The sequence below is a fragment of the Paenibacillus sp. EB106-05-06-XG162 genome, from assembly GCF_058791655.1.
Genome location: NZ_JBYTDT010000004.1, coordinates 408,352 through 422,089 on the forward strand (window position 1 = coordinate 408,352; position 13,738 = coordinate 422,089).

16 protein-coding genes are annotated in these 13,738 nt (G+C 40.5%); 4 read left to right on the forward strand and 12 right to left on the reverse strand.

Annotated elements, in window-relative coordinates:
- Positions 1–217: 217 nt before the first annotated feature.
- A complete protein-coding gene (locus AC3WU2_RS12990; RefSeq protein WP_492454667.1) occupies positions 218–523 on the forward strand; it encodes a hypothetical protein in 306 nt (101 codons plus the stop codon).
- Between the two features lie 1,173 nt (positions 524–1,696).
- Here AC3WU2_RS12990 and AC3WU2_RS12995 read toward each other — a convergent pair.
- Positions 1,697–1,819, reverse strand: coding sequence for a hypothetical protein (locus tag AC3WU2_RS12995; RefSeq protein ID WP_492454669.1), 123 nt, complete (start codon positions 1,817–1,819; stop codon positions 1,697–1,699).
- Between the two features lie 87 nt (positions 1,820–1,906).
- Positions 1,907–2,056: a hypothetical protein gene (locus AC3WU2_RS13000; protein WP_492454671.1), complete on the reverse strand. Its 150-nt coding sequence runs from the start codon at positions 2,054–2,056 to the stop codon at positions 1,907–1,909.
- A 766-nt stretch (positions 2,057–2,822) separates the two neighbouring features.
- Between AC3WU2_RS13000 and AC3WU2_RS13005 the strand changes: the two genes are divergently transcribed.
- Positions 2,823–3,755, forward strand: coding sequence for an aldo/keto reductase (locus AC3WU2_RS13005; protein ID WP_492454673.1), 933 nt, complete (start codon positions 2,823–2,825; stop codon positions 3,753–3,755).
- Between the two features lie 318 nt (positions 3,756–4,073).
- On the opposite strand, the gene AC3WU2_RS13010 is transcribed toward AC3WU2_RS13005, so the two are convergent.
- Together AC3WU2_RS13010 and AC3WU2_RS13015 are read right to left on the reverse strand one after the other, a co-directional pair.
- Entirely contained in the window at positions 4,074–4,298 is a 225-nt protein-coding gene (locus tag AC3WU2_RS13010) for a hypothetical protein (RefSeq protein WP_492454675.1), read from the reverse strand.
- A gap of 194 nt (positions 4,299–4,492) precedes the next feature.
- Positions 4,493–5,071, reverse strand: a complete 579-nt coding sequence (locus tag AC3WU2_RS13015) for a TetR/AcrR family transcriptional regulator (protein WP_492454677.1) — start codon at positions 5,069–5,071, stop codon at positions 4,493–4,495.
- Positions 5,072–5,247: 176 nt separating this feature from the next.
- Here AC3WU2_RS13015 and AC3WU2_RS13020 point away from each other — a divergent pair, with 176 nt between their 5' ends.
- Positions 5,248–6,207 carry a tetratricopeptide repeat protein gene (locus tag AC3WU2_RS13020; RefSeq protein WP_492454679.1) on the forward strand — a complete coding sequence of 320 codons (960 nt, stop codon included), beginning with the start codon at positions 5,248–5,250 and terminating at the stop codon, positions 6,205–6,207.
- Positions 6,208–6,285: 78 nt separating this feature from the next.
- On the opposite strand, the gene AC3WU2_RS13025 is transcribed toward AC3WU2_RS13020, so the two are convergent.
- Positions 6,286–6,510, reverse strand: a complete 225-nt coding sequence (locus AC3WU2_RS13025) for a hypothetical protein (protein ID WP_492454681.1) — start codon at positions 6,508–6,510, stop codon at positions 6,286–6,288.
- Between the two features lie 404 nt (positions 6,511–6,914).
- On the opposite strand from AC3WU2_RS13025, the gene AC3WU2_RS13030 reads away from it, so the two are divergent.
- Positions 6,915–7,529: a helicase-related protein gene (locus AC3WU2_RS13030; RefSeq protein ID WP_492454683.1), complete on the forward strand. Its 615-nt coding sequence runs from the start codon at positions 6,915–6,917 to the stop codon at positions 7,527–7,529.
- Positions 7,530–7,854: 325 nt separating this feature from the next.
- Here AC3WU2_RS13030 and AC3WU2_RS13035 read toward each other — a convergent pair whose 3' ends face one another.
- The 7 genes from AC3WU2_RS13035 to AC3WU2_RS13065 all read right to left on the reverse strand — a co-directional run bounded on the left by AC3WU2_RS13035 (position 7,855) and on the right by AC3WU2_RS13065 (position 12,961).
- Positions 7,855–8,316: a DUF2269 family protein gene (locus AC3WU2_RS13035; RefSeq protein WP_492454685.1), complete on the reverse strand. Its 462-nt coding sequence runs from the start codon at positions 8,314–8,316 to the stop codon at positions 7,855–7,857.
- A 15-nt stretch (positions 8,317–8,331) separates the two neighbouring features.
- Positions 8,332–9,060: an NAD(P)-dependent oxidoreductase gene (locus AC3WU2_RS13040; protein ID WP_492454688.1), complete on the reverse strand. Its 729-nt coding sequence runs from the start codon at positions 9,058–9,060 to the stop codon at positions 8,332–8,334.
- Between the two features lie 269 nt (positions 9,061–9,329).
- Positions 9,330–9,662 (reverse strand): winged helix-turn-helix transcriptional regulator, encoded by a 333-nt coding sequence (locus tag AC3WU2_RS13045; protein WP_102710951.1) that lies wholly within the window; start codon positions 9,660–9,662, stop codon positions 9,330–9,332.
- 266 nt (positions 9,663–9,928) lie between these two features.
- A complete protein-coding gene (locus AC3WU2_RS13050) occupies positions 9,929–10,585 on the reverse strand; it encodes a DUF4085 domain-containing protein (protein WP_492454691.1) in 657 nt (218 codons plus the stop codon).
- 217 nt (positions 10,586–10,802) lie between these two features.
- A complete protein-coding gene (locus AC3WU2_RS13055) occupies positions 10,803–11,243 on the reverse strand; it encodes a GyrI-like domain-containing protein (RefSeq protein ID WP_492454693.1) in 441 nt (146 codons plus the stop codon).
- A 183-nt stretch (positions 11,244–11,426) separates the two neighbouring features.
- A complete protein-coding gene (locus AC3WU2_RS13060) occupies positions 11,427–11,822 on the reverse strand; it encodes a VOC family protein (protein ID WP_492454695.1) in 396 nt (131 codons plus the stop codon).
- A 242-nt stretch (positions 11,823–12,064) separates the two neighbouring features.
- The gene (locus AC3WU2_RS13065) at positions 12,065–12,961 is read right to left on the reverse strand and encodes a serine/threonine protein kinase (RefSeq protein WP_492454697.1); all 897 of its coding nucleotides are present in this window, start codon (positions 12,959–12,961) and stop codon (positions 12,065–12,067) included.
- Positions 12,962–13,738 lie beyond the last annotated feature (777 nt).

Consider the following 13,738-nt stretch of genomic DNA (forward strand, 5'->3'; position numbering starts at 1 on the left):
ATCCTGACAGTTAGCGCAACGAGGCTGCTGATCTATGCCGACAGCCTCGTTTTAGTTATTTAATAAGCTATAGTGTCCCGTTAGTTGAACAACTGTTGATTCATTTGAAAAAACCTTTACCCAGCGGTATAGAAGTTTATTTTAATCTCAAATGAACGCTCATCCAATCAGTGCAACTTATTGAACATACTATATAAAACAAGGAGGTGATAAATTGATGAAAAACACCAACAAAAAACATGTGCGGATAAGCTCAAACAAAAATATGAATAATAAAGCTAAACAAAAAAACATGAAATCAGTACGCACAAAATGTTTTTCTTGCGGTTTTGACCGTTCTGACCGTTCTGACCGTTTTGATCGTTTTGACCGTTTTGACCGTCGTGACCGTTTTGATCGTTTTGATCGTTTTGATCGTTTTGACCGTCGTGACCGTTTTGATCGTTTTGGTCGTTTTGACCGTCGTGACCGTTTTGATCGTTTTGACGGTTTCGAGCCATTCTTTTTTCCATTCTTCCTCTAAAACAATAAGCTCTTGAACTTCATCCTAAAAAACGAGCTTTCTGATCGGGAAACAAATTTTGCACATAATTGTAGCGTAATCCAGTAAGATTCTGTAGATCAAAGCTCAGGCGTACGATGCTTGGGCTTTTTTTGTCTATGAATTTATAGACGATGAATCATGCCCTACAATAGTAGGTAACCCCGCACATAAAAGATGTAAACTTAACCCGACTAACAATCTGAGTATTGTCCCATTTACTTTCAAGACAATAATGTCTGAAATAACAAAGTAAGGTAAACCAATTATTGAGTAACCGATCGCAACGCGAGTATGACGATAATGCCACGTCAGGATAAAAAATTATACTGCTTGATTGGATATTATCGTAAAATTGGTGTAGTAAATAACCAAACCGCATAGCTTGTATCGAACCGTGTGTCATCGTATGAATGAACGTTACTGGCAAACGCTAAGGTTTCGGGGATTTAACGTGGCATTACGGCCTTCTAAGCCGTCGGTCGGGAGTTCGAATCTCTTCTGGGACGCCATATTTCCAAATATAATACGAGTTGATTGTATACATAAAAAGCCGTGAATCCTTTTGAAGATAAGGGTTACGGCTTTTTTTGCTAATGGATCTTGGTTAGAATACGTTTAAATACGATATTAATTATTATCATTTTGCACATTATTTACACGTGATTTATACAAAAAATAAACATTCAAAGTCTAACCACGAGAAACCATTTTCGGATTATATTAAACTAAACTTAATAACTCATCACGGAGCTGAAATAAGAATCATTCCATCTCATCTTTGCATAAAAGCGTAATCCTATCAATCCATTATAATATTTAGCCCCAATTAATCTTTCTTTAAAATATGGTATGGTAATACCCATATCTTGCTGATAATTTTGGTATCTTTGGACCATATCGAGCTTCAAGTGTGTCTTTATGTGCCAGTCTATAGTTGCAAGGTCGATAAGAAAATCTCCATATTTACCGTTACTATCAATGACCTCCAGTTATTCATTGTCCATCAGATAATATATGTTGGTTTTTTACGCAGTCAACTCTTCTCTTTCCTTCCTTTTTACCTTCGTCTCTTTTCTTACGTTCAACGTTTAGGAAGATTCTATCACTTTATTACTATTTCCGTTATTTCAACAATGTTATGTTTCTGTTCAATCATTTGCCATTGACTGCATTAGCATTGACCGCTTTAACATATTTGCCATCAAAAATCACAACGATGGTTTTTTTAATTTCTACTCCTTTAAGTGCATATATCATGCTGCCTACTGACAACATGTTACTATCGCCATCCTGTTCCACATAGGTTCTTCGACAACACCGTCTTTGATTGTAATATTATCAGAACCCCGAGGACTTTTTCCTTTACATCGTAATGATGCCCAACAAGGCGCACAGAACAAGGTTGTTACTGGCTAAAGCATGTCCTCCATAATGCATCGATACAACAGCCATCAAGACGCACAGGACAAGATCAGTAGCCGAAAATCCGCCACCGGTAGTATACATAACCAAAACAATTACCTCCTAATAGGATCTGTGTAATTTTCTATTATTATACGAACCTTTAATACAATTGCTTGGACATCCTACTTAGTTTCGAATAATAATCAGAACATAAAGAAAGAATCCTACGCCAAGCATCACCACGTACATCCGCTACGAAAGCGTTAAAAAGCCCCCACCATGTGATCAAGATGAGATCTCATTAAATTTGCCTCCTAAAGTTCGCCAGGAGGCATATGAACCGTGACGAAAATCGATTATAGGCGTTAGTTTAAAAAAGCAGCCAATCAATGAGGGTTATAACCTGTCTTGAATATCGTAAATTCCTTTTAAGCCATCAACAACCGTGAATTTCTGACTCTCCTCGTTCCACAGTAATACGGATCCATCCTTACCAAGTAGAAAGGCGTCTCTCTCTGATCAGCAATGCGGGATATTTCAGCTTTAAGAAGCTAAGGTGCCTTTAGCTCCTCCTCAGACCGGAATCTACCGTATACATTGTTATAAATGCTTCGGAAGGACGAGCATTCTGCATCGGAATAAAGAATTCTCTTACCTCACCCTATTATCATGCAAAAGTTTAAAATTTTCTATTTTCTACTTGAAACTATCGTAACGTAATGGTTTACGCTATGGATGGTAGTATTCCAGAAGTTGCATCCGGCGCTGCCAAAGAATCAAGGTAGTTGCACTACCTAGTCATGCTTAAGTAGGATTGCGCCAACAAAACGTGGAAACGTACGCTAAGCTTAAAAATGAGAGGGAGTTGAAGCGAATGACGAAACAAACACGAATTGGCAAAACAGATTTAGTTGTCAATCCAATCGGACTTGGAACAAGCGCTGTAGGTGGGCACAATATTTTTCCTAATTTAAATGAAGAAGTAGGAAAAGATTGTCTATGGGCTGCGATCAACCATGGAGTGAATTTTTTTGATACAGCGTTTTTTTATGGAACAGGACGTTCAGAGGAGCTAGTAGGTGAAGCGATAAAAGAATCAGGGAAACGTCATGAATTCATCCTTGCAACAAAAGGCGGCCTAACACTTGCCGGCAATGATATTGCCATGGATAATTCGCCTGCTTTTTTGAAACAAGCCGTTGAAGGTAGTTTAAAAAGGCTGCAAACAGATTACATAGATTTATTTTATATTCATGTTCCAGATCAGGATACACCAAAAAATGAGGCGGTTGGAGTCTTAAAACAGCTGAAGGACGAAGGTAAAATTAGAGCAATTGGCGTTTCCAACTTCTCACTTGAACAATTGAAAGAAGCAAATAAGGATGGTTATGTCGATGTATTACAAGGAAACTACAATTTGCTGCAGCGTGAAGCGGAACAAGAATTCTTTCCATATACGACAGAGAATAATATCTCGTTTATTCCATACTTTCCACTAGCATCAGGCATACTGGCCGGTAAATACAATAAAGATATGACATTCAATGATCTACGCAAAGATATGCCTCTATTCCAGGGCGATGTATTTAAAAAAAATCTAGAAAAGGTAGAGCAGCTCCGTAAAATTGCAAATGAAAAAAATGCCGAAGTTGCTCATGTAGTCCTTGCTTGGTATTTAAGACATGATTCAATTGGTGTTGTCATTCCCGGAGCAAAAAGAGCAGAGCAAGTGCTGGATAATTTAAAAACATTAGACGTCCACCTGACAGAAGAAGAAATCAACGAAATTGATCGTATTTTTAAATAGGTTCTGCTTGGGTTTCCGTAGCAATTTGGCTTGGACATCCAAGCTCTCACCAAAATCATTTTCTCTCTTTCAACGAACAATATTAAATCAGAGCTTTACACTGTCCAATACCAATCAATTCCTTAAATGATTAGACTATAGACACCCCGTAATTAAATCCTGAGACTGCCCGTTAGCTTACTAGGCTGCCATTATTATGGCAGCCTGTTGGAAATTAAACTATCGTTTCCGTTGTGTAATAAATATCCGTGAAAAGTCAGAATCTTAAGCAGGGGAACTTCATTCAGCGGCAGCCACAATGTTATGGTTATTGAGCTCTTAATCCTGGGATGGATCCTCATCCATGCCGACGGCTGTATCAAATACACTATCCTGCGGAACGTTCGTTAGATCTAGCTTTTGCTTCACCTGGTAGTTGATATTCCCATACCAGGCCTCAAAGGAGTCATCCAACTGCTCCTCTCGATTACGATCCTCGTTCACATCCGAATCAACTTCGATTTTATTACCTAATACCCCATAGTCGTCTTTGGGATGGATCATATTTTACTTCAGCTCCTTCGTATACGGATTGGATTACAATTCCCTATATAACCAATTTTATACATGGTATTGCTTTTCCAGCTTCGGCGAATAAATTACTGTATATCAATCTTCTTTCAGTAACGTTGCACCGTTATCAAGCAAGAGACGGACATTTTCGTCCTATTGGTTGAGTATATCCCATTCCTTACACCTTACAATTCATTATTATAACCTGCAGTTACTATAACAGAACAAATGACATCCGCCATCTGCTCCGCTGACATGGTAATGATTTCACGACTCCACTGGGTAGCAGCTCCAAAAATTGCCCAGCCGACTATATGTGCTTTCGCGTGCGACTCCTTGGAGGGATCTGAACTTTCCGATCCTATCAAACGGGCAAGATAGAAGGTTAACTCATCACGAATGGCATTTTCAAGTAGCGCTGACGGAATCCGTGACGAGGGTTGCCGATGGCGGTACTTCTCTTCAAAGCAGTTCAACACCGTCAAGACAATGAGCCGTAAAGTTCCCCTCTCCCACCGCGGCTGGTGCGGAACCGCATCTCGCAGCATTTTCTTGAAAGTATCACGGACGATTTCATCCAGCAGCATGTATTTATCATTGTAATGAAGATAGAAGGTGCCGCGATTCACGTTTGCCCGATCAGCTATGTCCTGAATGTTCATGGAATCGAAGCCCTTTTCCCTTATTACTTCAATGAAGCCCCTCCTTAGCAACTCGCGCGTACGCTGTATTCGCCGATCCTCTTTCCTTGTTACATCCACCATGGAGGCCTCCTTTTTTCCATTCCGGTTCACACTTTTCTACTGAGTCCTTTTTTCAACAGTTTCTCTTTTTTGTTCACTAAAAGACACGCAAGATCCTTTGATTATTGCCCGACGGGTCCACTGTTCTTACTATGAATAGTAGTTCGATTCAATGTTATTTGAAAGGAGAATGTGTAATGAAGCAGCCAATGGAAAAGCCATTTGCCGTCGCTGTCGATTCACTTAGCGATATCGCACGAAGTTATCATTATGCCGGAAATTCATCACTCGCATTAAAAGTACTGCACGCTTCGATCCAGTTGCCTGAGCTAAGCGATACTCATCTGCTCAAGTTACTGCTTATGGAGGGTAAGATTCGTGTTTTCGAATATTTATCTACAAACCACAACCCTGAGCTTATGTTTGCTACTTTGCGAAAGACCAGGCAGCTTACCGAGGAGGTCCAAGACCGCAAGCGGGCTGCGGATTCCTTAAGTTTGCTTGGAATCGCTCATTATTTTGCCGATTTGAACGCGAGTGCGTCCGTAGTAGGTACACAGGAGAAGTATAAGGAAGCACTGGACTATCAGCAACAGGCGTTACAGATTCGGGATGAATTAGGGGATTCGAGGGGGATCAGTGAATCCCTATTTCATATTGGAACGGTGTTCGAGCGGTGGCAAGAGATTGAAAAAGCATTGCATTTCTATACCCAAGCTTTCGAAATTGCCGACCGTTCCGGTCATATATTCGAGAAATCGGAACCCGTCCGACACTTTGCCTACAATGCCTTGATCAAAGGCGACTTGGACCAAGCTTTGTACCAGGCCCAGCTAGCACTAGAGTTACGCCAACAGTCTGGGTTCATGCCCTATCAGCCACTTGACCATTTATTGTTAAGCGATATTTATCTTAAGAGAGTAGACTTAGAAAATGCCCAACTTCATGCAGATGAGGCGCTTGCGCTTGCTAATAAAATGGGATATCAAAGATATGTCTCCTCTTCCCTGCTGACTCTCGGGGATATCATGGCATCTCGACAAGAAACGGTAGAAGCGGTTAATGCTTATGAAGAAGCGCTTCGTTTGGCGCAAGATCTTCAAATCCCTCTGCTCGTTACACGAGCCATGGAGCGTCTCGGATTGGGAGAATCATAGAGGAAGAAGCATAGGCTCCCTGATCCATCCAACTATCCTTCCCGTTAGAAATTAAATCGTTGAACAAGATAATTTGCCTTAGTTTTTTCGGAGTTTTAAAATCGAAAAAATTGATATGACAAGACCAAGGAATAAGAACAATAACCATGAGTCGTAAGTAATTACTAATACTAATTCCCACATATTTGTCGGGCCTGAATTAGGGCCATCGCTATACGGATAGGCATATACAGATGGAATAGCAGAAAAAACAATAAAGGCAACTCCAACTAACAGAGAGATAAGAAATGACGCTCTTTTCATATACAACCACTCCTTTGTTCAAATTTACCAAAGTATAAATTAACTGTATTTCCCATTTTAGCACAGTCTGTTCCATTGAACATGACTGCCCGTAAGCGGGATAAAGGGCTGCCACTCGGCAGCCCTTTTGGTACTGAACTATCGTGTCCCGTTAGCTCAATGAATGCCTATCTTAACGTGTTTCCTTCAATGTACCGAAATATCCGAAAATTCATTTTGAGGGCGTACCATGTGTTCAGAAAGTTCACCAGCGATGTATATTTTTCATTAGCCAGGTAATATTTCTTACCGTCGCGTTGTAAAATTCCATTTTATGAAGCTTGCCGTTTCGCCGAGAGAACCGTATCATAAGTTACGTTGCTATTATTCAAATAATAAGAAGAGCAGGAAGGATGACTGATATCGTGAACATTACTGAAAAACAGATCGTCGTATCCTTGGAGCCCGAATATGAAACCGAATACTTGCAGCTTTTGAATAATTACTTTACAGCTTCCGAGCGAAATAACCGGGCATCCTCCATTCATGAAAAAAAACAGCTCATGGCGATTAAAGAGCAAATGGCGCTTATGTGCGACCAGAATCCGCAAAAAATGAACATGCTGAGGTCCATCATCCGAGATGTGAGTGACAGAAGGGAAAAGACGATCGTCATCTCCAAATCGAATACCGTCACCGCCCTGTTATTAGACGAGCTTTCTGCGGACGAGGACATCAAGGGCGTTCTTATTATTACGGCACAGCTTTCCATCCATGAGGCCAATGAGATGATTGACAGATTTAATAAAATCCCGGAATTCACCGTTTTGCTTATTACGGATTCTGTCAACACCAGTCTCGACGTTACGGCGGCAAATCATCTTGTGCACTATGATTATCCGGCCCGCTACTCTGATATTCTGCAGCGCAACAACCGCATATCGAGACAAACTTCATATCATAAAGAAGCGACCATATATTATCTCCTAACGTCGGGCAAAATCGACGAGTTCGAATATCGGGAATGCCGGAACCCATAGTGTAACGCTGCAGCAAGGCTGCCAATCAATTCCACGGCAGCCTCATGCTGTTGTCTGATCCTACTCAATCTTTGGTTATACTCCTGTATTGGAATAAGTTGACCTGCTCCCACCAGCTCCAAGGTGATGTTGCTATTACATTCGCTACGGCGTTGATGCGAAAGTTTATTTACGGAACAAAAGGCTGCCACGCGGCAGCCCTTTGGTTATTGAACATCATTCCTCATTAGTGGAACAAAGGGCTGCGCACGGCCACCTTTTCGATATTGATTCTTCCCTTCCTGGGGCTACCCAGGGGCCGATTGTTAAAGGGTTGACGGCTTCTTTAGAATGGTTTAAGGATCATAAGTACGGTTATGGCAATCATAAGCAGCTGTGACGCCGTCTCGATTGGTACGATCTCTTTCATCAATCGACCGAGCTCGGAGGGTAGTTCATCCCCTTTGCTATGACTTATAGATACAATTTCCATGATCTTTTTCATGCGCGGCCCGATCAATCCCTCGATCGTGGCGACCATGAGCAGCGATAAAAGGATCGATATATTTAGCCACATTTGGGACAACCCCATCTTCGTTATGATCATAAGCCAAACCCCGGTAATAATAAGTGCGGCTCCGCCAATTTTAGGCAGGATGGCAAGCTTGTTCGTTACATCAAAAGCAAAGCGCAACTGGCCGACGGTTCTAGCGGACCTTCGAATGACGGGTACCACTAAAGCGGGACCGATTACCGCGATAGAAGCCAATATGTGCAAAACGAGGATCCATCCAACCAAATTCACCATCTCCCTTTTTGCTCCTTAGCACACCGGAATCTCGTTTTGATAGGCGAGTCCGACCCTTTTCCTCTTAAAAGGCCCTCCGAGCTCGATATGGTCCAGCATGCATTTCACGACATCATCATAAGCAACATCCAGCTCTTGAAGCCGACTGAACAAGTAACCGGCTATATCGGCCTCGGATAATTCCTTGATCGTCTTCGGAATTGATATGGGCAAGGTTTCCGTTGTTACATGCAGATGAATCGACGCCGGAGGTTCTATCGAATCAATCATAGTTCCCGGACACATAATTGACCAATCAAGCTCAGACTGCAGCAGTCGTTCAAAATTCCGGTTGTGATTTTTATACGCAGGCGGGAATCCGGGCAGATTGTTGCCAATGAGATCAGTATATGGAATATCCAGCAGGCCGGCACCTCCCATTACCCATACCCTCCCGGAAAAACTAGGGTGGATTTCACATTGGCTTATAATGTTATCAACGAGACGAACGAACTCATCTCCTTGACCTGCATGGCCGGCAGCAATAATAGCGGCGTCTTGATGCGAGAGCGCCTCGCCGACGCTTACTGGGTTTATGATATCGTCCACGATCACCTTCACATGTTTGGCGGAACGCTCTCCTTGCTGTCCATAAAACTTCTCGGAGTTTCGCACGAATGCGGTCATTTCATGCCCCATTTTACACCCTTGCTCCAGCGCTCTTCTCCCCGTATTTCCCGTTGCTCCGAAAACAATAATTTTCATCGTTTTTTCCTCCTTTTATTATTGACTCCCGATATTTCATCTCTGGATTGACTCAAGCATAGCATCGTTTAAAAATCTTAATAAGAACCCACTTTAATGTAGGGTCCTTACTTAAAAGTAAGCATTAAGCAGAAAGGGTTATCCATGTTGGTCCACGGCGAAAATCTTAACGGAAGATTGACTGTAAATAGCAAAATCTGCCAGGGGAAATCCTTTGGCAGCTTTTGTTATGAGTCCTTGAATTCGTGTGCAAATGAATTGAACCAGCTTTAAGAAGCAGATTCTTCATATTTCCGCTTATTATGGTTTTCTCCCCAAGCACACATGACTTCTGCTACAGGAATCAATGTTTTACCATATTCACTAAGGGAATATTCTACTTTTGGAGGGACGGTGGGGTAGACCGTTCTATCGATTATGCCCTCTCGTTCCAAGTCCCGTAGATGTTGTGACAGCATTTTTTGAGAAACATCAGGTATAAGCTTTTCCAGATCGTTGAATCGCTTATTGGATTGTATCAAATGCCATAAAATCATTGGTTTCCATTTGCCGCCTAGAACATGAATGATTGTCTCCACTGGACATTCAAGCTGATGAATCATTGATAAATCATCCCCTTACCTTTAAGTAAGATCATTACCCTAAAGTATACACTTAACAAAATTTTACAGAATGTTTGCAATCCGGTCAACCAAATAAAATTAATTCGTTATCGGATCCAAAATCGGTTGCTAAGATTAAAAGAGGCTAATGAAATGGGGTTATTCTCCTCTATAACTGCCCGTTCAACGAAAAGCAGCCGATCATTTCGACCGACTGCAATCGCGTCTTTTATTCAACTATCGTGTCCCGTTAGCGGAATAATGAATTATGAAATGACCTCGATATTAACGTTTTCAGCTGAGATCGTGAACTCCATTAAAGGACCATCTAATAACACATGAAGTTCAAAACCTGTTTCTGTGAGATAAACTTCATCATAAAGCCTGCCACTCCCTACACTTAAGCTTGCAGGTTGTAAATTTTTCACTCCCGTAAAGGTTAGCCTGACATCCGTTAAATAATGATAGCCCCCTCTACAATCCAATGTCATGATGAACGTGTCCTTCGAAGGCATCTCAATCGAAGTTACTTGAGCATCGTGTAATGTCTTTTCAAACAATTGTATGACACTCTCGGAGAGTGAGCCTTTTATAGAGTTGTAGTAGTTACGGTAGGTAATCCCTTTTGCTTTCGCTCTCTCATCATACTCCAATAGCCATTGGTCAGCCATTTTTCTAAGTTCTTCAGAAGGAAATTGTGATTTTAACGTTCCGTCTTGGATATAGGGATGAAAGGATGCTGGGAGATATTTGAGTAAATCAGCTCTGTTATATTCCAAGTTGTTCTTACAAATTTCTTTGAAGTTCAAACCTTCAGATTCATACCAAGCAATGTCGTCTTCCCAATCCTTCACCGTTTCATGAAAAATCAAAATACTTCTTATTTGCGCTTCTTCATACCACTCTTTAGTGAAATATTTCATTCGTTCCCCTAGTAAAGTTCTTTTATTAAACATACGGCTTGTATATATGTTTTGTTGCGCTAAACTGCCCGTTAGATTAGAAAACGGCAGCCGAAAGGCTGCCGTTACTCTGTCTTTAATTGACCTATCGTGTCCCGTTAGTTCAATCCCGAGGGACAAATGCGACGATGCGGGAATGCGGTGTTAGCTGATGCACCACACTGCTTTGATTAAACCCTCACAAATCTTTAATTTGAATGTATGAATCAAATTCACTTTCAGGATCTTCGTCCTTAAATCTTCCATCATAGACTTCAAAACATACAATGTCATATTGTTCATAATTATTTGAGGCTAGCCAGCTGATAAGAATTTGAAATGTTTCACCAATCTTACTTATTGGCCCTTTATGGGTCATTCCAATATACTGGCCAGCTGGTATAACATAAGAAAACATACCTTCTGGAATTTCTATCAATTGTTCAACTTCTACCCCATGTAAATACCCGTGTTCATTTCTCTTAATTACTCCAAGAGTTTCAAGAGTATTCTTACGACTACGAATTTCTTGAATTCTGGAAAATAAAGCAGGCCAAACATCTCCAGGGTTTATAGGATTACCTATGTTTCCAACTCCAATTACTTTCTTCTCTTGAAATTCATAAACCTCAGGTTTCATGTAATACCTCCGTCTTTTTTGGTTTTATAAGTTTCGTGGTGTTTCAGCTAACGTCTTATTCACGAACTTCGTAAACAATTCCATATGTAGGGTATTCGCGAAACTTTTGAACTATCTTTCCCGTTAGCGCAACGCGGCTGCCAATCTATGCCGGCAGCCGCGGGGTTGCTATAGCTATTTGTTTTAATTAGTTCCACCAAACGTAATGCAATAGTTATCAATGTCTTTGATTGCAAACTCTTTCCAAGGACCAGCATTTTCATCAATCCAAGGCTCAATTGCAATATGAACATTCTTTATTTTAAATTCCTTGTAAAGCTCATCTAGGGCTTCCCAGTTTTCAACGTAACAATACACATCAGTAGCTACTGTCGAACCTTTTGCAGGTTGATTGGGCTGAACATCAGCTATAGAATTTGCCTGTAGTAGCTTTAATGCTAATCCAGTAAATCCATCTCTGATTACCCACCAATCCGTTACTTCACAACCTAAAACATCTCGATAGAAATTTTGAGATTTTTCTAGGTCAGATACAAGTAAAACCTTTAAAGAACTATGTATTTGTTTGTTTGAACTCATTTCAGAACCTCCTATATTTAAATTCTACCGTTAATATAATAATACCATATATTGGAATAACTATGAATAAGGATGTCCTTTAAAAAGTAGCCATTTGTCACCACACTCTACTGCCCGTTAGCGCAATGATTTGAGTTCTCTCTATGTTTCCGGTTCACCGCGCTGTCTGTAACGTCAAGTTTTAGGGCCATCCTCTACAGGATGGCCCAATACTTTGTACGAGATCGATCTCTCAATGAGTTCTAAAAACCTTTTGCTTCATCCCAAAAAGATTTGAATGTGTTGACGTTTTGGTATCTCAATTCACGATCTTCACTAACTGCTCGTAAAGCTACTTCGTAGAGCAGCTTCCCTGCTTCCCATTTGGAAAACGAGTGATCCATTTCTCCACCCAACAAACCAAATGCTAATGCACCCATTGTGAAAACGTTTGTCTTTGAGTCAATCGGGGCACCTAGTTCGAACTCTTCAGGCGCTTTTGATCTTTTTGCTCCCCAGAAATTTTCCCCAATATCATTTACAGCCGGTGCTTTTCGGTAAAAATCTATGTCACATATTTTCGTTACATGGTTTGAAAAATCGTAAAGAATGCTTCCGTCGTAGAAATCTACTGCAACATACCCTTTTGATTCAACATAAGTATGAAAAGAAAAAATGGCATCTAGGGATTTCAATCGTTTATTAATGGGCATATGTTTGTACTTGTAGAACGGTGAATCAGGGTGGGTATATTTTGGTGCGTCTGCAAAGGACCAATGCGAATGTAGACATTCACCTTCGGCCCATTCAAAAATAGCTGCGTATCCGTTATCGGTACGGAAGTGATCAATCAATTGAATAAGGTGCGGATGATTTAAAGTTGAGTACAATGGAATTGCAGCCGTTAGCCGCGACACAGCATCTTGAGGATTCCCCGAAAAATCTAACGGCCTGGCTCCTGCATACTTAACGAATTTTTTCTTTCCATCCTTCTCAATTCCGAAACAGATATTACCTGAATCTTGTTGGTCAAATACACAGAACACTTTGCCAAGTGACCGCAGCCATGTAAAATCGTGTTGTTCTTGAAGTTGAAAAGTAACATCATTGAAAGAAAAACCAACTCGAAAACCGCTTGTATTAGTAGATAAATGACCCATACAATTCCCTCTCGTTTTCTGGGGAATTACGTAGTTTACAGGGCTAGATATACGCTTTCCCCTTAATAAATTGCGCCCTACTTTTAATAATGTTTCTTTTCATAAGACAACGCCTCCTTTCAATAATCATACTTATCTTACCATAATTTTGCTGAACTATCCTGCCCGTTAGTTTAACGCCGATATCAGGTTGCATCATCTTTCACAGGATAGTTATCCTGAACATCATAGATCAGGGTCGGCTCAAGCAAAGGTACATGAAAATTCGATATAATTGAAAATCGTTTTCATTTACGTAAAGCAATATATGTTCTTGTCACCCGACATTCATTGAATTTACTTCCATCCTCGATACTCTGGCATATTAAGTATGTCAACTAATAATAAAAAAAATCACATGGAGTTACAGTCGCATGTGGCGAATTAAATTACCTATACTTCACCAAATACAACATCAGTAGCACAAAATTCCCTATTACTAGGATTATCATTATTGACTTCAATCTTATTCCCATTGTCCGTAGTTTAATAAAACCGAGAACAGTTGATATTATTTGTACAACAACAAACAATACCTCACCTCCAATTATAGAAAAAGCTTAGCCTCTATGTGAAAAATGCAATTCTTGAATCTTTTGATAACGTGTTATTCACGAACTTCGTAAATAAATCCATGTGTAGGGTATTCGCGAAACTTTTGAACTATCCTCCCTCTATAGAGAAACGCTTAGCTCTTAAATACTCTCGTTTTCTCAGGTTTTGACCATCAATACTTTT